Origin of the sequence: Rhizobium sp. BK312 (genome assembly GCF_014193605.1) — a bacterium.
GTDB lineage: Bacteria > Pseudomonadota > Alphaproteobacteria > Rhizobiales > Rhizobiaceae > Rhizobium.
The window spans coordinates 331,347-349,684 of the sequence record NZ_JACHZP010000002.1; the positions used below are offsets into that span (position 1 = coordinate 331,347).

Consider the following 18,338-nt stretch of genomic DNA (forward strand, 5'->3'; position numbering starts at 1 on the left):
CTCCGGTCAGGGGTGTGACGACAGCGGCCGCGCAACAACAACCGGACCAGCAATTTCAATGCAAACCGTGCTCAGCATAGCAGTCGATGCCCTCGCTTACGGCATGGTGCTGTTCGTCATTTCCATCGGGCTTTCCGTCACTATGGGGTTGATGCGCGTCGTCAATCTGGCCCATGGCGCCTTTGCCATGATCGGCGGCTATATCGCCTCTTATGCCGCACATGATCTTGGTCTTGGCTATGCCGCCGCCGTATTGCTGGCCGTGGTCGGCACGGTCATCATCTCCATCCCGATCGAACGGCTGCTTTATCGGCGCATCTATGGTGCGCCTGAGTTGACGCAGGTTCTGATGACGATCGGCATCACCTTCTGCATCATCGGTATCGCCAACTACGTCTTCGGTCCGACCTTGAAGACCATTCCCTTGCCAGGCAGCCTGCAAGGCTCCGTCGACGTTGGCTTCCGTACCATTGGCACCCATCGCATCTTCGCGATCGTCTGCGGTCTCATCGTCGCTTTGGCTTTGTGGTATACGATCGAGAAGACCTCCTTCGGCGTGAAGTTGCGCGCTTCCGTCGATAACGCCGCAATGGCGGCGGCTCTCGGTGTCAGAACGGAAGTGGTCTACGCCGTCAGTTTCGCCGTTGCCGTTGGGCTTGCCGCCTTCGGCGGCGTGGTGGGTGCCGAACTGCTGCCGGTCGAACCCTACTATGCTCTGCGCTACATGGTGACCTTCTTGGTTGTCGTCTCCGTCGGCGGCGCGGGCTCGATTTCCGGCGCGCTGCTCGCCTGTCTCATCCTTGGCTGCATCGATACGACTGGCCGTTACCTTATGCCGGAATATGGGGAATTCTTCTTCTATCTGGCCGTCATCGCCATCATCTGCGTCTTCCCGCGCGGCTTTGCAGGGAGAATGAAGTAACATGGCTTTGACCCTTGAAAGAGAGGCCGCACCGATCGTGACCAGACATCGTACATTCGGGCAGGATCTGATCGCGGTAGCGGTCATCGTCCTGTTGGCTGCCGCCGGCTACCTGTTGTTTCCGGACAACCTCGCTCTTCTCACGCGGCTGATCGCGATCGCGCTTCTCGTGCTGTCGCTCGATCTTGTCACCGGCTATTGCGGCGTGGCGACCCTCGGCCATGCAGCGCTGTTCGGTGCCGGCGCCTACGCTGCCGGCATCGCATCCGCCCATTACGGCATCAACGACCCGCTGCTGATGACGCTTGCTGGCATTGCAGGCGGCGCACTTGCCGGATTGGTCTGCTCCATCGTCATTCTGAGAGCTCATGGTCTGCCACAGCTCGTGCTATCGATCGCGCTGATTTATCTCTTCCACGAATTCGCCAACAAGGCATCGAGCTGGACAGGCGGAAGCGACGGTCTGTCGGGCATTTCAGCCGATCCGTTGTTCGGTGTTTTCGAGTTCGATCTCTATGGGCACACGGCTTACCTCTACGGCGTGGCACTCCTGCTGATCGTGCTCGTGCTTTTGCGCTTTCTCGTTCGTTCGCCCTTCGGCATGCTCTGCCGCGGTATTCGGCAAGATCCCTTGCGCATCCGCGCCATGGGAGCCTCGCCCAAGGTAGCTCTCATCAAGATGTATGTCATTTCCGGTGCCGTTGCCGGCATCGGCGGCGCCTTGACCGCGATCTCGACGCAGGTCGTCGGCCTCGACAGCCTTTCTTTCACACAATCGGCCGAGGCGCTTGTCATGCTCGTGCTCGGCGGTACAGGTTCGCTGTTCGGTGCGCTCGTCGGCACGCTGATCTTCATGCTGTTCGAGGATTACGTCTCTGCCGCCAATCCCTTCCACTGGCTGACGATTGTCGGTGCGCTGTTGATCCTCGTCGTTCTCTTCGCGCCGAAGGGTATCTACGGTACGGCCGCCGCCTATGTTGCCCGTCGCCGGGAGGCGCGAGCATGAACGCGATTTTCGAGGTTAGCAATCTGAAGAAGGCGTTCGGCGGCCTGACGGTGACGAACAATGTCAGCCTATCGATGGCGCCGGGAGATCGTGTGGCTCTCATCGGCCCGAACGGCGCGGGCAAGACCAGTTTCGTCAATCTCGTCACGGGCAATCTGCAAGCGGATTCCGGCGAGGTCCGCATCGGCGGTCAGAGCGTCAACAAGGTCGATGCCATCGGCCGGGTCAGGCGCGGCCTCGTACGCTCGTTCCAGGTGACGCGGCTGTTTCAGGATATGACGCCGGCCGAGCATGTCGGCATGGCCGTGCTGCAGCGGACGGGTCGCTCCAGTCGCATGTTCGGCAATTTCCTCGCGATGCGCGATGTCATGGCCGAGACGGAGGAGCTGCTCGGCACACTTGGTCTCGCTTCTCTCGCGCATCGCAAGGTCAGCGAGATTGCTTACGGCCAACAGCGGCTCCTGGAAATTGCCGTTGCCATGGCCCTGAAGCCGAAGGTGCTTCTGCTCGACGAGCCTGCCGCCGGCGTGCCGCAAAGCGATACGGGCCGCATCGAACAGGCGCTGGCCGATCTGCCGGCAGATCTCGCCGTGCTGATGATCGAGCATGACATGGACCTCGTTTTCCGTTTTGCCAAGCGCGTGGTCGTGCTCGCCGCCGGCACGATCATATTCGATGGTTCGCCGAAAGACGTGACGCAGGACGCGCGGGTGCGCGAAGCCTATCTTGGGAGCTACGCCAATGCCGGCCACGCCGCTTGAAGTCGAAAACCTGTCGGCCGGCTATGGTCCGACGCGAGTGCTGGAAGGGGTTTCCTTTTCCGTGCCGGCCGGCGGCCGGCTTGCCGTGCTCGGCCGCAACGGCATGGGCAAGAGCACGCTGCTTGCCACGCTCGCCGGGCAGACCCGGCGCTATGATGGCCGCATCCGGCTGGGTTCGGCCGATATTGCCGGGCTGCCCAGTGCCAGACGCGCCCATCAGGGCCTCGGCTATGTGCCGCAGACGCGCGATGTCTTTCCGACGCTGACGGTGGAGGAAAATCTGTCCGTCGGGCTCAAAGGGCGGCCGAAGAGCGCCCTGCAGGAAGCCTATGACATGTTCCCGCGCTTGAAAGAGCGACGTCGCAACCTTGGCGGACAGCTGTCCGGCGGCGAGCAGCAGATGCTGTCGACCGCACGCACGATCCTCGGTCGCCCTTCCGTCCTGCTTCTGGACGAGCCGTTGGAAGGGCTTGCGCCCGTCATTTGCGAGGAACTGATGGCGGCTTTCGCCGAGCTCGCCAAGGCGGGCGACATGACGATCCTGCTCGTCGAGCAGCGGATCCAGAGCGCACTGGATTTTGCCAGCGATGTCGTCATTCTGGAGCGCGGGCGGCTTGCCTGGAAGGGGACGCCCGAGGCGCTCGCAAGAGATCATGATGTGGTCGACCGCCTGCTTGGCGTCGGTGGCCTGCACTAGCGGCAGTCTCTTTGTGTCGGTGACATCATTATGGCTCTGGGTCCCACTCGACGGCTTCGCGCAAATAGCCTTCCGGATCGCTCACAAACCGAGTGGCCTCGGACTGCGTGATGGCTCGAATGAGAGCGCCGCTGTGGGGTCTGATGATGCCGCCGCTCCTAGTCACCAAAACACAGTCTGTCTCGCGCGCAAATGCGCAAATGCTGCCAACGAGGGGCAGGGATAAGTTGGATACATTTAAGCGAAACTGAATATATTCAATCGCAGTACCTTGAAAGGCAATATGTACGTCATCTGTCTTCACGTCTCCCCAGATGCGGAGGTCCGGCGCCCAAGACTGCGTTTCGGGTAACATCGTATCGACGCGTTCGAAAATCGCGTCGATGGTTTGCTGGGAAAAGTTCAGTTGGATCGCATCAAGCTGGTCGCGACTCATGCGCGCGGCAGCCACACCGTTGACGGCGGCGGCCGATGACGGGATGAGGTTAAAGGCGAACTGCCATAGTGCCATGTCAGAGACCCTAATCGTGCCTTAAATGTCGCCCAAGCGGATCATGTAATGAATGGTGACTTCCATCGGGTCTGCATTCTGATTCAGCGTCGGTTGAAGCACAGCCGCATTGGGGAATGAACCCAGCGGCAATCACCAATAGCTATTGACGACAAAACGTTGACGATTTATCGATATATTATCATCGTTGTTGGTGTAATGCTGCTGGAGGTGGATTTGTCGGAGAAGATTTCGGATCGTTGGGATTTCTGGATCGATCGCGGCGGTACCTTTACCGATGTCGTCGGGCGTGATCCGTCCGGCGCTCTCCACGCCCGGAAGGTCCTCTCGGAAAATCCCGAGGCTTATCGCGACGCAGCCGTCCACGGCATCCGCCTGCATCTCGGTCTCGGCAAGAGCGAGCCGGTTCCTGAAGGTGCGATCGGCGAGGTCCGCATGGGCACGACGGTCGCCACCAATGCGCTGCTCGAGCGCAAGGGTGAGCGCCTTGCGCTGGTGACGACGAAGGGTTTCCGCGACGCGCTGCGCATCGGCTACCAGGAACGCAAGAAGATCTTCGCGACCGAGATCGTCAAGCCGGAAGCGCTTTACGAAGATGTTGTCGAGATCGAGGAGCGCGTGCTTGCCGACGGCACCGTCGAACTGGCTCTGGATGAAAAGGCTGCGGAAGCTGCGCTGCGCGATCTCCTTGCTAGGGGTTATCGCTCCGTCGCCATTGTTTTCATGCATGCCTATAAATTTCCGGCCCATGAGGCGGCGGTCGCCCGTATCGCCCGATCCCTCGGCTTTGATCAGGTTTCCGTCAGCCACGAAGTGTCGCCGCTGATCAAGCTGGTCGGCCGTGGCGATACGGCTGTGATCGATGCTTACCTGTCGCCGGTGCTCGGCCGCTATATCCGCCAGGTCTGCGATGAGCTTGATGTCGAGCGGACCGGCGCGCGCGTCATGTTCATGATGTCGTCGGGCGGATTGACGGCCGCAGACATGTTCCAGGGCAAGGATGCGATCCTTTCAGGCCCGGCCGGCGGCGTGGTCGGCCTTGCCAAGACTGGCGAACAGGCAGGCTTTGCCAATGTCATCGGCTTCGACATGGGCGGCACCTCGACGGATGTGGCGCATTTCGATGGTGAATATGAGCGCGCCTTTGAAACGGAAGTGGCGGGTGTCCGCGTCCGTGCGCCGATGATGCTGATCCATACCGTTGCGGCCGGCGGCGGCTCGATTCTGCATTTCGATGGCGATCGCTTCCGCGTCGGTCCGGATTCGGCCGGCGCCTTTCCTGGACCTGCCTGCTACCGCAACGGCGGCCCGCTGGCCGTCACCGACGCCAATGTCATGGCCGGTAAGCTGCTGCCGGAATTCTTCCCCTCCATCTTCGGACCGAACCAGGATCAGCCGCTCGATGTCGAGATGGTGCGCGCCAAGTTCGCAGCGCTCGCAGCCGAGATCGGCGATGATCGCAGCCCGGAAGATGTCGCCGACGGCTTCATCCGCATCGCGGTTGCCAACATGGTCGAGGCGATCAAGAAAATCTCGGTGCAGCGCGGCTATGACGTGACGCGCTATGCGCTCAACTGCTTCGGCGGTGCCGGTGGGCAACATGCCTGCCTGGTCGCAGATGCGCTTGGGATGAAGAGCATCCTTCTGCATCCGATGTCCGGTCTTCTCTCCGCCTATGGCATGGGGCTTGCCGATATCCGCGCAACGCGCCAGAAGGCGCTCGGTGTTTCCCTCGATGACGCTGCACCAGCAGCTATCGCAGCGCTTGGCAGCGAACTGCGCGGCGAATGCGTGCCCGAGCTGGAAGCGCAGGGCGTCGCAACGGCCGACATCAAGACGGTCCAGCGCGCCCATATCCGCTATGCCGGCACCGATACCCTGCTGGCAGTCGAGACGACCTTTCCTGAGATCGACGCTCCCGCGCGGCTGCGCAGTCAGTTCGAGACGCTGCACAAGCGCCGCTTCGGCTTCGTTGCCGAGGATAAGCCTTTAGTGGTGGAAGCCGTCGAGATCGAAACGATCGGCGGTGCTGCCGCCGATATCGCAGTCGAGCTGGAGACGATAGCCGAAGGTGAAGCTGAGGCGGCAAGGCGCACCGCCTTCTATTCGAACGGTGAAAGTCACGATGCGGCCGTCGTTCTGCGCCAGGCGATCAAGCCCGGCCAGACCGTGACCGGCCCGGCCATCGTCATCGAACCGAACCAGACGATCGTCATCGAAGACGGCTGGCAGGCGCAACTGACCGCCAGGGATCATATCGTCCTCACGCGCATCAAGGCGCTGCCGGAGCGCAGTGCCATCGGCACCAAGGCCGATCCTGTCATGCTGGAGATTTTCAACAATCTCTTCATGTCGATCGCCGAGCAGATGGGCATGACGCTGCAGAACACCGCCTATTCGGTCAACATAAAGGAGCGGCTGGATTTCTCCTGCGCCGTCTTCGACGCCGAAGGCAATTTGGTTGCGAACGCGCCGCATATGCCGGTTCATCTGGGCTCGATGGATGCGTCCGTGGCGACCGCCATCCGGGAAAACGCCGTCATCCATCCGGGCGACGTCTTCCTCATCAATGCGCCCTATAACGGCGGTACGCACCTGCCGGACCTCACGGTCTGCACTCCCGTCTTCGACGATTCCGGCAAGAAGATCCGCTTCTGGGTCGCGAGCCGCGGCCACCATGCCGATATCGGCGGCATTTCGCCGGGATCGATGTCGCCGCTTGCCACCCATATCGAGGAAGAAGGCGTCTATATCGACAATTTCAAGCTGCTCGATCGCGGCAGATTCTGTGAGGCAGAACTTACCAAGCTGCTGACAGGTGCACGTTATCCGGTGCGCACGCTGGCGCAGAACATCAACGATCTCAAGGCCCAGGTCGCTGCCAACGAGAAGGGCGTCGCCGAGCTGAAGAAGATGATCGTTCACTTCGGTGAAGATGTCGTCGACGCCTATATGGGTCACGTTCAGGACAACGCCGCCGAAAGCGTGCGCCGCGTTCTCGACCGTCTGTCGGACGGTGAATTCAGCTATGAGATGGATCAGGGCTGCAAGATCGTCGTCAAGATTTCGATCAACAAAGACAAGCGCGAGGCAACTGTCGATTTCACCGGCACCTCGGCACAACGCCCTGATAATTTCAACGCGCCACAGCCGGTGACGCGGGCGGCCGTGCTCTATGTCTTCCGCGTGCTTGTCGAGGCCGATATTCCGATGAATGCCGGATGCCTGAGGCCGATCCGCATCATCATCCCCGAAGGCACGATGCTGACGCCGGAATATCCGGCCGCCGTCGTCGCCGGCAATGTCGAAGTCAGCCAGGCCGTGACCAACTGCCTGTTCGGCGCGGTCGAGGCGCTCGCTGCAGCCCAAGGAACGATGAACAACCTGACCTTCGGCAACGATGCCTATCAATATTACGAGACGATCTGCTCCGGCGCACCGGCAGGACCGGGCTTCAACGGCGCCGATGCCGTGCATACGCACATGACCAATTCGCGCCTGACGGATCCCGAAATCCTCGAGACGCGGTTCCCGGTCGTACTGGAGGATTTCCACATTCGTCCGAATTCAGGCGGCCGTGGCAAGTGGAATGCCGGCAACGGCACGCAGCGCACCATCCGCACGCGCGAAAGGCTGGAATTCGCGATCCTGTCGGGACATCGGCGCGTAGCGCCCTTCGGCGTCAAGGGCGGCGAGGCAGGCCAGACGGGCCGCAACTATGTCCGTCGCAACGATGGCAGGATCGAAGAGCTGATCGGCTCAGCCCATACCGTGCTCGAAGCGGGTGAGGCCTTCACGGTCGTCACTCCCACCGGCGGCGGCTACGGGAAGCGGGACGAATAGGAATCTAATGTTGGAGCCGAGCGGCAATCGCCCGCTCGGCCTGTTGATCTGCAGGGCCTTGATCCGGGTTCGAAGGAGTTTCAGGTGACGTCCGAAGAAAAGAGCGAACGGCGTGAATTGATCGTATCGTCGGCCCATCTGGCCGGTGGCAGCTCGCCGGCTCTGTCGGAGCTGGAATATGGGTCGATCCTCTTTTCGCATGCCTTCAATCGATGGCTGGTGCGCTGCATGGCGGCGGCCGGCGTGCCTGGCCTTTCGCCGATCGAGATCCTTATCATCCATTCCGTGCGGCATCGCGACCGGCCGAAAACGCTTGCCGATCTCTGCCTCGTCCTCGACATCGAGGACACGCATGTCGCCAATTACGCCATCAAGAAGCTCGAGGCGGCAGGCCTTGTCAAAAGCGGCAAGGCCGGCAAGGAAAAGACTATCCGGGTCACCGACAAGGGCCTGGACGCGCTGAAGCGCTATACCGAAATTCGCGAGCGGCTGCTTGTCGAGGCGACGAAGGTATCGGGTCTCTCGCAAGATGACCTCTCCGATATTGCCTCGCATCTCAGGGCACTGTCCGGCTATTACGAACAGGCCGCACGGTCGGCCGCGACGCTGTAAGATAAAGGCGCGCAAGTTTCTCCCAAATCTTTTTGGCTCTTCCCAAGATTCGCTTTTCATCGAGCGCTAATATAATTTGGGTCGCTGGCGTCACACGCTAATTCCCGCCTCTTATCTATTCTGCCATTTCATACCTATATTAGATCTGTGCGATCCGTTGGCGGCAATCCGTTCAACGATCGATGTCGGCAGACCGATGAGATCCAGTTTTTACCACCGCGCAACTTTTGGAAATTGCTGGCTTCGCACGATAGCAAAAGTGTGCTTTTTTTGACCGAAAGGGGAATGGTGTAAAAACTTCCATGAACAACGATAGTTTTGAGCTGAAATTTTGGGGCGTGCGGGGAAGCATCCCTGTATCGGGACCGGAATTTGAGCGGTACGGCGGTAATACGTCGTGCATAGAGTTACGGCATGCGGGCAGGCATATCTTATTCGACGCCGGAACGGGTTTGCGCGAAGCGGCCGGCTCGCTTGCCAAGGAAGGGGTCCGCGATATCGATCTCTTCTTCACTCACTCCCACTACGACCACATCATCGGGCTGCCTTTCTTCAACGCGATCTACGATCCGCGCGTCAGCGTCGATCTCTGGTCGGGCCATCTGGCAGGCAAGACGACGACGCGGCAGTTGATCGGCCAGTTCATGCGGCCGCCATGGTTTCCTGTTGAACCCGACATCTGTCGCGCGACGATGAATTTCCGCGATTTCGCCGCCGGCGATACGTTGAAGCCGCATCCGGGCATCGTCATCCATACGACGAGGCTGAACCATCCCGGCGGCTGTATCGGCTATCGCATCGAATGGGCGGGCCGGGTGATCGCCATGGTCTATGATACCGAGCATGTGGCAGGCAAACTCGATGAGGCGGCGCTTGAATTGATGGCGGATGCAGATCTTGCCATCTACGATGCGACCTATCTCGAAGCGGAGATGCAGAAATATCTCGGTTTTGGCCATTCTACATGGCAGGAGGGCATCAAGCTCGCCAAGAAGGCTGGTGCCAAGCGGCTTGCCATGTTCCATCATGCGCCTGGCCGAACTGACCGAGAACTGGATGACATGCAGCACGATGCGCAGAAGAGCTTCCCCGAAGCGTTCTTCGCCTTTGACGGACAATCGCTGCAGCTCTGACGTACGTTTGGCCGCAAGCGCCCATTGTTAGACCGGGCAGCACCCCGTAGACTGGAAAGACTTTCGGGAGGTTGCAAGCATGGCCGTCAAACGGATGGACAATGTCGGAATCGTCGTCGAAGACCTCTCCGGCGCGATCGATTTCTTTGGCGCGCTTGGCCTTGAGCTCGAAGGGCAGACGACGATTGAGGGAGAATGGGCCGGGCGTATCACCGGGCTCGGCGATCAGCGCGTCGAGATTGCCATGATGCGCACACCGGATGGGCACAGCCGGCTCGAGCTTTCCCGCTTTCTCGCGCCGGCTGTCGTCGCGGATCACCGGAACGACCCAGTCAACGCTTTGGGCTATCTCCGGGTCATGTTTGCCGTGGACGACATCGACGAGACGCTTGAAAGGCTCCGCAAGCGCGGTGCGCAGCTCGTCGGCGAAGTCGTCCAGTATGGCAACGCATATCGGCTCTGCTATATCCGCGGGCCTGAAGGGCTCCTCATCGGGCTTGCTCAGGAACTTAGCTAAACGCGATGCGCTTTAATATACGAAGTTGCCGACCGGCCGCCATTCGATGGCGGCATGGTCGGCCGTTTCCTCGAACAGCGTCTCGACGAAATCCCAGGTGAGATCGTCATGGACGAGATGGTGCGTCATCACCCCGATCGGTTCGTCGTGACCGTCGAAGCGGATCCGGAGCTCTTCCACGAGACGTCCGATCACTTCGGCATGTGGTAAACCGCCACGCACCCCGTGCCATCTCATGATATCGATATGCGTATTGATCAAGCCGATGGGGGCCTGTTTTGCCAATCCGAAGACGGAGACGGCGCGATAGCCGAAGGGGGCGAGATGCGGCAGCAGCGCATCGTCGATCCTGTTCCACGGCGGCACCAGCAGCGGTACGAACTGCTTGCCATAAAGAGCTTCGAGCTTATCGAAACCGCGATGCAGCTCGTCGAGCACGACCGCCTGCGGCCGGTGCAGGCCGAGTTCCTGCTTCTTGGTATCGTCAGGCGCATAGTTCTGGTGGGTCCAGCCATGCACGGTGGCGGTGACGCGGCTTTCGCCCGCCAGCCGTTCGGCGAGTGCCTTGCCCGTCGGTTGCGGAATGATCGCAAGCGCGATAGGCACGTCGAAACGATTGGCAAGCGATAGAAGCCGGTCGAGGGCAGGGGTCGGCTCGATGGCGTCGTCGTCGCGGAACCATAGCTTCGCCTTTCGCCCGGCCGCGCTCCATCGCTGCAGCTCGTCGCGCAGGGGCTGCCAATCGGCTCTATCGCTCATAATAGGAGTCTCCCAGATATTTTCGAAGAATGGTTTCCAGCCGCTTTGATGCGGCGGGCAGTGAGCGCTCCTGATGCACGAAGTCATAGGCTGCGTATGCCATGGCCCGATGCCGGCTCGCGTCGTTCAAAAGCTCGGCGATAGCCCCGGCATAGGCCTCGATATCGCCTTCCTGTGTTAGAAGTCCTGTCATGCCCGCCATCACCACTTCCGGCACACCGGCCGTTGCCTGCGCGACGACTGGCAGGCCCGCTGCCTGCGCCTCAAGATAGGCGAGGCCATAGGCTTCGTTGCATCCTGGCCAGACGTAGAGACCGGCTATCGCCAGCTCTTGCGCGATCTCTGCGGTGGAACGTTCTCCGCGCCAGACGATGCGGTCTTCGCCAAATGCGGAGAACAGCGACCTTACCTCGCCGCGCATCGGCCCGTCACCGATAACGGTCAGGGTCCAATCCTGATCGCGGATGAGATCGAGCGCACTTGCCAGCATGGCGTAGCTATCGAACTTGTCGCCCCTGCGCAGCATCGCCACCGTAATCAGCCGTCGCGGATCGGCGAAGGAGCGTGCAAAGGGCGCGGTATCGATGAAGGGCAGGAAGCGCTCGTAACGGCCCTCGGGAATTGCATCGAGCAAACCGATCCGGTCGCGCTCGGTGAAGCACAGATTGACGGCGGCAAGCCTTACCGCATCGGCAATAAGGCGCTGGTTCTCGTGCCAGCCGGTCTCGTCATGACGGCGGGAGTAGGAAGCCTCGGCCGTGACATAGGGGATATTAAGCCTCCTGGCGACGAACGGGCCGATGAGATCGGGTGTCTTGTAATAGGGATGATAGGTCAACCATAGATCCGGCGATGCCGTATGCTGCCACTGCTCCAGCAATTGCTCCGCCTCACTTTTCGCCTGCCGGGCGATCTCCACGCGTGGGCCGGCGTCCGGAGTGAGCGTGAAGCTGCGCAATTCGGAAGCGACGTCAACGTGATGGCCCGCCATCTTCAATGCTGCGATGATCTGGCGCGCCATCAGCCGGTCACCGGATGGGACCGGATGGGCAGGCGACTTCAAGGGAGCGTAAAAGGCGATTTTCATGATGTCGTCACACGGTTGACGATTAAGTGATGGCAGGAACCCGAATCGTGAAAGGATTGCCCGAATTCCGACCCGTTGCCTGACAATAAGATCCCTGCTTCAAAAAGCCGCATCCTCGACAGCATGCGGCGTTGCGGCTACTGCATAATTCCTTAAATCGGGATCGATTTGAGGATAAAATTATGCAGCAGGTTAAAAGTGCTACAGTGACCTTTGCGCGTCATATTTGACGCGCGGCGCTGTAGATCAATAGGCGATAACCGTTTTCGGATCAGTTGTGAACGGGCAATATACATTGGGTTTGATGACCATAGAGGCAAGAAAGCCAATCATAACCGATCGCCTTGTGCGAAAGCTGCGTCTCGGCTCGGGTCTGATCGTTTTTGCTTTCGTCATCATGCATTTGGCCAACCATTCCCTCGGCCTGATCTCGCTCGGCATGGCCGAACATGCGCAACATTGGTTCATGGTGGTTTGGCGCAATCCGGTCGGAACCGTGCTGCTCTATGGGGCGCTGATCCTGCATATCCTGCTCGTGTTGCGAATGCTCTACAAGCGCAGGACGCTCGTCATGCCCGCCGGCGAAGCTTTTCAGATCGTTACCGGTCTGCTGGTGCCCCTCCTGCTGATCGACCATATCGTTGCGACACGCATCGTTCATGAGGTCTACGGCTATCACGACACCTATAAGGCGGTCGTGCGCACCTTGTGGGTGACTTCGCCGTTCAATGGGATGCGCCAGTCGTTCGTTCTCCTGATCGTTTGGCTTCACGGATGCATCGGCGTTCATTTCTGGCTGCGTTACCGCCCCTGGTATATGGCGATCGCGCCCGTCATGCTGTCGCTTGCCATCGTCCTGCCGATTCTCGCTTTGCTCGGCTTTGCCGCAATGGGCAAGACGGTGGCGCATGAGGTCGCCCAAGAGGATGAGCGCGGCTATCCAGGCGGCTATTACAGCGATGTACGAAGCTTTGGCGAAACAGGCTCGGCGCCCGGCGGTAAGATGGCGGAAGACTTGTGGCCTTACCGCGCCGGATTCTATGGCGCCTTCAGTCTGTCGATCGCCGTTCTTTTTGCCTTCCGAGCGCATCGCAGACTGCGAGAACGGCAATATCAGGTCGCCATTCGTTATGCAGGCGGGGAAGTCGTGCACGCACCGCGCGGCTTTACCGTGCTTGAGGCAAGCCGTCTCGGCGGTATCCCCCATTATTCGGTCTGTGGAGGCAAGGGGCAATGCTCCACCTGCCGCGTGCAGATCATCGAGGGAGCCGAAAATCTGCCGTCGCCCGAGCCGCTGGAACAGAAAACCTTGAACCGTATCGGCGCCACGCCGGATGTCAGGCTTGCCTGCCAGCTGCGCCCGACCGGCAATGTCAGCGTGGTGCCATTGCTGACGCCGATGGCCGAGGCGACGATCCCGGTCTACACGCAGGCCGCAAGTCCCGGCCGCGAGCGCGAGATCGTTGTCTTCTTCTGCGATCTGCGCCATTTCACCTCGCTAACGGAATCGCGGCTACCCTTCGACATCGTTTTCCTGCTCAACCGCTATTTCGCCATCGTTGGCCGCATCATCGAAGAAAATGGTGGCCGGATGGATAAGTTCATCGGCGATGGCGCCATGGCGCTCTTCGGCCTTCGCGCAACCCCGAAGGAGGCCAATCGTCAGGCCCTGAAGGCGGCCGCCGCAATCATCCGGGAGATCGACAAGCTCAGTGCCGAGCTGGCTGATGACTTGGCTGCCCCGCTCGAAATCGCCATCGGCATCCACACCGGCCTCGCCGTCGTGGGATCGATGGGCTATGGCAGCGTCAAGAACGTGACGGCAATTGGCGATACCGTCAATGTTGCCAGCCGTCTGGAAAGCGTCGCCAAGGAATTCAACGCCGCGCTGGTCTTTTCGGAGCCGGTGGCGCAGCTTTCGGAAACCGATATCGCCGACACCGAAAGCCGCGAGATTGCCGTCAGAGGCCGGGGCGAGCCCTTGCGGGTCTATATCGTTTCGAAAGAGGCGAGCGCCCACTTTGCCTGATTTTCAGAGAGTGGCGGCGGCGTTGCCCTTGTCCGTTTGCAACGGAATGGCGCCGGTGTAGAGATGGCGCTCATGTTTGACGCCAAGATTCTCACAAGAAAATACTGGAAGCGAGCTTTTCGCCGCAAGCGGGACGCGATCGCCACGCGCCTGTTCGACACGAGGCTCGGCCGGGATATTCTTATCAGTGCCATAGGTCCCCGCGTGAAGACGATGAGGGTCGATTGCGGCGATCATGTCCTCAGTTTGTCGCCGGCCGACTACATCGGCCGCAAGGTTTTTCGCAAAGGGCATTTCGAGCGCGACCATGTCGATCGCCTGCTGAGCGTCCTGCGCGAGCACGGCCTGTTGCGCAAGGGATCGGCGCTCCTGGAACTCGGCGGCAATATCGGCACGCAGACCTGCTATTTTGCCCTCAGCGGTGCCTATCACCGCATTGTCAGCGTCGAGCCGGACCCGCGCAATTTTCGCCTGCTGGCAGTTAATATTGCTGATAATGGCCTGCAGGAAATGGTGAGTGCGGTCAATTGTGCCGCCGGCGATCGCGAGGGGCAGCTCGATTTCTATCTCAATCACAAGAACCATGGCAAAAGCAGCGTGCTGCGGCAAAGCGCGACCGACGAGAAGATCTCGGTGCCTGTCCGGCCGGTCGGCGATATTCTGCTGCAGGCAGGCGTCGATCCCGCCGATATCGGGCTGATCTGGATGGACATCGAGGGGTACGAGCCGGTTGCCTGCCGTTCGATGGGCGCATTGATGGCTCGAAAAGTGCCGCTCTACATGGAATTCACGCCGGCCTTCTACGGCAAGGATCAGACCAGAGACTTCGTTGCCGATCTTGCCCGGCACTATAGCGAATGTCTCGCCTTCTTCGAAAGCGGCGAGCGGATCATGAAGGTGGTCGAACTGCCGGTGGCGGGCGAACAGTTCGACGTCCTGTTTCTGCGCTGACCCTATCTGCGCCGATAGATGAAATAGCGCCCCCCCTTGACGCTCGAGGGCAGCGGCAGCGCCTCGAGATCCGGATGGTCGAGGGGAAGGCCGCTGACCGCAAGCCCCCCTTGGGCCAGCACGCCAGCCATGATTTCCGGCAGCCAGGTCAATGTTATCGCATCCTTGTCTTCATAGCCGGTGCCGATATCGGCATGGGCGAGCGAGGCGTTGGCGCCAATGAAAGTTCTCGCCGTGTCCTTGATCTCACCGAGAACAAGGTTTTCGGCCGACGGCATGGAAGGACCATAGGCATTGACCGTCCGGTCGAATGCGACGATGCGATGATCGGGGAAGAGTTCGCGCAGATGATCGAAGGTGCGGCCGTTGCCGAGGCCAAGTTCCAGCACCGGGCCGTCGAGCGTTTTCACCTCATCGGCAACGGCGTTGAGAATGTCGCGCTGCGCACTGAGGCGGCGAATGAAACTATCCAGGCGGCTCATCGTATTTGAAATATCCTTGACGTTCTATGCCTCTCCCGCCGTGGCCTAGCATGGCGGGCATCGCGGCGTCGACCACCTGCTGGCTTTTCGACGCATATGATGTAGGGATAGATTGTCGCGGCGCTCACAGAAGGGGGATATCATGGCCGAGCCGTCCAACGATGATTTCTTCCACAAGCTTTCGGGTTTCACCCGTTTCGAGGGAGTGACCGATAGCGCCAACTACCAGCCCCTGCCGGGTGACTGGTTGATTGCGATCGCCGACATCGTCAGCTCGACAAAGGCGATTGCCGCGGGTCATTACAAGTCGGTCAACATGGCCGGCGCCAGCGTGATTTCCGCCGTGCTGAACGCTTTGGATCGAGGTGATTATCCCTTCGCCTTCGGCGGGGATGGCGCATTGGTGGCAGTCCCGCCCTCCGGCGAGGAGCGGGCGCGGCAGGCGCTTTCAGCGGTGCGGGGCTGGGTGATGGAAGAGCTGCAGCTCGATCTCCGCACCGCCTTGGTGCCGATGACCGCCATCCGCGACGAGGGGTTCGACGTGCAGGTCGCGCGTTTCAACCCAAACGACCATGTTTCCTACGCCATGTTTTCGGGTGGTGGCACGAGCTGGGCAGAACGGCAGATGAAGGAAGGACGCTTCATCGTCGAAGCGCCGCCGGAAAAGGCGGTGCCCGATCTAACAGGGCTTTCCTGCCGCTGGAATCCGATAAAGGCGCAAAATGGCGAGATCATCTCCATCATCGCCATCCCCGGCGAGGCTGGAAACGGTCCGCAGTTTCAGCAATTGGTCGCCGATATCATCGCCATCTCTGCAGAGCAGAGCCGCGACAGCCATCCCGTACCGGTTGAAGGCCCGACGCCAGCATTGAGGTTCGATGGCGTCGATATCGAAGCCCGGGCTCTTGCCGCTCCGGCCAACCGCTGGTGGCGCAAGCTTCTTATCGACGCCCAGGTCATCCTGCTCTGGAGCCTCGACAAGTTCCGCGTGAGGGCGGCATTCTTCGATGCTAAGGCCTATCGGCGCGATCTCGCTGCGAATTCCGATTTTCGCAAGTTCGATGACGGTCTGAAAATGACCATCGATGTCGATGCCGAACATCTCGAACGTATCGAGGCACGCTTACGCCAGGCAGAGGCAGAAGGCGTGTGTCGCTTCGGTCTGCATCGGCAGGACAGTGCGCTGATGACCTGTTTCGTTCCGACGCCTCTCATGCGCGACCATATGCACTTCATCGATGGGGCGAGCGGGGGGTATGCTATGGCAGCCATGGCGTTGCGGGGAAAGCGGCCGCCCGTGCTGGCCGCAGGCGAATGATTTCATCCGCGGCGCGCAGGGCTGCGGTCGCAATTTTATCGATCCATTTGCTTTTTGCCCATTGTGTCAGCTGAATATGCGCCTTATCTCAATGAGAACAAAACGAGAGTCGTTGGTTGTGGCGGCTGTTCTTTTGCCGCATTTCATGTGCGGGGTGTGAGGAAATACAGTCGATATTTTGGGTGCCTGCACGATCCAAGGTGGCAATGGAACGTGTCGGTGCCGTCGCATGATGCTTCTTTCAGTCTTTGACGATGGGCTGGAAGTCCCGGATACGGATGCCGGCGAAATCGACGGTGCGCCATGGTCGGGGGAAGGCATCAAGCATTGCAGGATGGGCCGCGGGAATAATGTCAATCAATTCGGGTGTCTCTGATATTCTTATCGATAAAGTTGCGGAATGGCTGACGCAGGCCGCCCTAACGGGCGAGAACCTGGAAACCGTCGTTCGCGGTTTCTGCGAACGCATGGCGGCCACCGGGATGCCGCTCAAGCGCGTGCATCTGACCTTCTCCATGCTTCATCCGCTCTATGATGCGCTCGGCTTTACCTGGCGTCGGGGTGGCGGTCTGACGATCGAGGGCTACCGGCACGGGAACGAACAGCCGGAACGTTTCATGCGCAGCCCCTATTATTATCTTCTCTCCAACAATCTTCAGCACCTGCGTCGCCGGATCGACAGTGACGGCGCGGTCGAGTTTCCGATCTTCGAGGACCTGCGCAAGGAGAAGGTAACCGACTACATGGCCTTCGTGCAGACCTTCGGGGCCGGTTCGATGCAGGGCATGATGGGCTCCTGGTCCACCGACAACATCGGTGGTTTCAGCGAGGATATGATCGGCGCGTTGATGCGTATGCAGAACCATCTCGCCATGGCCGCCAAGATGGCGGTTCTCGGCAAGCTCGCCAACAATATGCTGACCACCTATCTCGGCGGCGATGCCGGGAAGCGCGTGCTGAACGGCCAAATCCGCCGTGGCGATGGAGAGACGATCCGAGCAGCGCTCGTCATGGGCGACATGCGGCAATCCACAGTTTTTGCCGAAAAGGAAGGGCGCCAAGCCTATATCGATACGCTGAACGAATTCTTCGATGCGATTGCTGCGCCTTTCAATCGCAATGGCGGCGAGATCTTGAGCTTTCTCGGCGACGGTTTTCTGGCGGTCTATCCGTGCGGCCGGCACAAGGACCCGTCCAAGGTCGCGTGCGAAGCCGCGCTGTCGGCTGTTTTCGAAGCGCAGCGTCGCGTTGCCGCGCTCAACAGCGATCGCCAGTCGCGTAATCTGAGCGAGGTGCGCTACGGGATCGGCCTGCATGTCGGCAACGTCATGTTCGGCAATGTCGGATTGAAGGACCGGCTGACCTTTTCGGCCTTTGGCGCAGCGGTCAATGAGGTCGAGAGGCTGCAGTCGCTGACCAAGAAATATTCGACGGAGGTCGTCGCGAGCCAGGCTTTCTCAAGTTACACCGATTGCGAATGGGGGACGCTGGGAGAAGAAAAGCTGCGCGGCGTGCGCCAGCGCTTCACAGTCGTCTCTCCGAAGGCCGCGGCAGCAGCCAGCAGCGCGCTGGAGATCTTTCAGGAGACGGCGGCCGACGGCCTCTCCGAGGCCGAACAGGTTATTCTCTTGCACAGGGATGCCAAGAAGTTCGAGGGCCGTCTTCAAGTCGAAAACCTCGCTCCGTGACGGCACATGCCTTACGCTTCAG

16 protein-coding genes are annotated in these 18,338 nt (G+C 60.1%); 12 read left to right on the forward strand and 4 right to left on the reverse strand.

Annotation, left to right across the window (positions count from 1 at the left end; genetic code table 11):
• Window positions 1-58: 58 nt before the first annotated feature.
• Genes FHT85_RS06250 through FHT85_RS06265 form a run of 4 tightly spaced genes read left to right on the forward strand, consistent with a single transcriptional unit; the run spans window position 59 to window position 3,386 of the window.
• Window positions 59-922, forward strand: coding sequence for a branched-chain amino acid ABC transporter permease (locus FHT85_RS06250; protein WP_112410343.1), 864 nt, complete (start codon window positions 59-61; stop codon window positions 920-922).
• 1 nt (window position 923) lies between these two features.
• A complete protein-coding gene (locus FHT85_RS06255; protein WP_112335863.1) occupies window positions 924-1,928 on the forward strand; it encodes a branched-chain amino acid ABC transporter permease in 1,005 nt (334 codons plus the stop codon).
• Window positions 1,925-2,689 carry an ABC transporter ATP-binding protein gene (locus FHT85_RS06260; protein WP_112335862.1) on the forward strand — a complete coding sequence of 255 codons (765 nt, stop codon included), beginning with the start codon at window positions 1,925-1,927 and terminating at the stop codon, window positions 2,687-2,689. The genes FHT85_RS06255 and FHT85_RS06260 overlap by 4 nt, the downstream gene beginning before the upstream one ends.
• Complete coding sequence (locus FHT85_RS06265; protein WP_112398775.1) at window positions 2,670-3,386, forward strand: ABC transporter ATP-binding protein; 717 nt, start codon at window positions 2,670-2,672, stop codon at window positions 3,384-3,386. Before FHT85_RS06260 ends, FHT85_RS06265 begins: the two co-directional genes overlap by 20 nt.
• Window positions 3,387-3,414: 28 nt before the next feature.
• Here FHT85_RS06265 and FHT85_RS06270 read toward each other — a convergent pair whose 3' ends face one another.
• Window positions 3,415-3,897: a hypothetical protein gene (locus FHT85_RS06270; protein WP_112410344.1), complete on the reverse strand. Its 483-nt coding sequence runs from the start codon at window positions 3,895-3,897 to the stop codon at window positions 3,415-3,417.
• Window positions 3,898-4,095: 198 nt separating this feature from the next.
• Between FHT85_RS06270 and FHT85_RS06275 the strand changes: the two genes are divergently transcribed.
• The 4 genes from FHT85_RS06275 (at window position 4,096) to FHT85_RS06290 (ending at window position 10,002) form a co-directional block, all read left to right on the forward strand.
• Window positions 4,096-7,740: a hydantoinase B/oxoprolinase family protein gene (locus tag FHT85_RS06275; RefSeq protein WP_112410345.1), complete on the forward strand. Its 3,645-nt coding sequence runs from the start codon at window positions 4,096-4,098 to the stop codon at window positions 7,738-7,740.
• A gap of 84 nt (window positions 7,741-7,824) precedes the next feature.
• Window positions 7,825-8,352 carry a winged helix DNA-binding protein gene (locus FHT85_RS06280; RefSeq protein ID WP_112335858.1) on the forward strand — a complete coding sequence of 176 codons (528 nt, stop codon included), beginning with the start codon at window positions 7,825-7,827 and terminating at the stop codon, window positions 8,350-8,352.
• Window positions 8,353-8,654: 302 nt separating this feature from the next.
• On the forward strand, window positions 8,655-9,485 hold the full coding sequence (locus tag FHT85_RS06285; protein ID WP_112410346.1) for an MBL fold metallo-hydrolase: 831 nt from the start codon (window positions 8,655-8,657) through the stop codon (window positions 9,483-9,485).
• A gap of 79 nt (window positions 9,486-9,564) precedes the next feature.
• On the forward strand, window positions 9,565-10,002 hold the full coding sequence (locus tag FHT85_RS06290; protein WP_112410347.1) for a VOC family protein: 438 nt from the start codon (window positions 9,565-9,567) through the stop codon (window positions 10,000-10,002).
• Window positions 10,003-10,014: 12 nt separating this feature from the next.
• Here the strand turns inward: FHT85_RS06290 and FHT85_RS06295 are convergent, their stop codons facing one another.
• Window positions 10,015-10,761, reverse strand: a complete 747-nt coding sequence (locus FHT85_RS06295) for a polysaccharide deacetylase family protein (RefSeq protein ID WP_112410348.1) — start codon at window positions 10,759-10,761, stop codon at window positions 10,015-10,017.
• A complete protein-coding gene (locus FHT85_RS06300) occupies window positions 10,751-11,848 on the reverse strand; it encodes a glycosyltransferase family 4 protein (protein WP_112410349.1) in 1,098 nt (365 codons plus the stop codon). Before FHT85_RS06300 ends, FHT85_RS06295 begins: the two co-directional genes overlap by 11 nt.
• Before the next feature lie 304 nt (window positions 11,849-12,152).
• Here FHT85_RS06300 and FHT85_RS06305 point away from each other — a divergent pair, with 304 nt between their 5' ends.
• Both FHT85_RS06305 and FHT85_RS06310 read left to right on the forward strand, forming a co-directional pair.
• Window positions 12,153-13,877, forward strand: a complete 1,725-nt coding sequence (locus FHT85_RS06305) for an adenylate/guanylate cyclase domain-containing protein (protein ID WP_112410350.1) — start codon at window positions 12,153-12,155, stop codon at window positions 13,875-13,877.
• A gap of 72 nt (window positions 13,878-13,949) precedes the next feature.
• A complete protein-coding gene (locus tag FHT85_RS06310; RefSeq protein WP_112410452.1) occupies window positions 13,950-14,828 on the forward strand; it encodes an FkbM family methyltransferase in 879 nt (292 codons plus the stop codon).
• Between the two features lie 2 nt (window positions 14,829-14,830).
• Here FHT85_RS06310 and FHT85_RS06315 read toward each other — a convergent pair whose 3' ends face one another.
• Window positions 14,831-15,310, reverse strand: coding sequence for a class I SAM-dependent methyltransferase (locus FHT85_RS06315; RefSeq protein WP_112410351.1), 480 nt, complete (start codon window positions 15,308-15,310; stop codon window positions 14,831-14,833).
• A 142-nt stretch (window positions 15,311-15,452) separates the two neighbouring features.
• On the opposite strand from FHT85_RS06315, the gene FHT85_RS06320 reads away from it, so the two are divergent.
• The gene (locus FHT85_RS06320) at window positions 15,453-16,628 is read left to right on the forward strand and encodes a DUF3095 domain-containing protein (protein ID WP_112410352.1); all 1,176 of its coding nucleotides are present in this window, start codon (window positions 15,453-15,455) and stop codon (window positions 16,626-16,628) included.
• A 350-nt stretch (window positions 16,629-16,978) separates the two neighbouring features.
• A complete protein-coding gene (locus tag FHT85_RS06325) occupies window positions 16,979-18,316 on the forward strand; it encodes an adenylate/guanylate cyclase domain-containing protein (protein WP_112410353.1) in 1,338 nt (445 codons plus the stop codon).
• The last annotated feature ends 22 nt before the right edge of the window (window positions 18,317-18,338 follow it).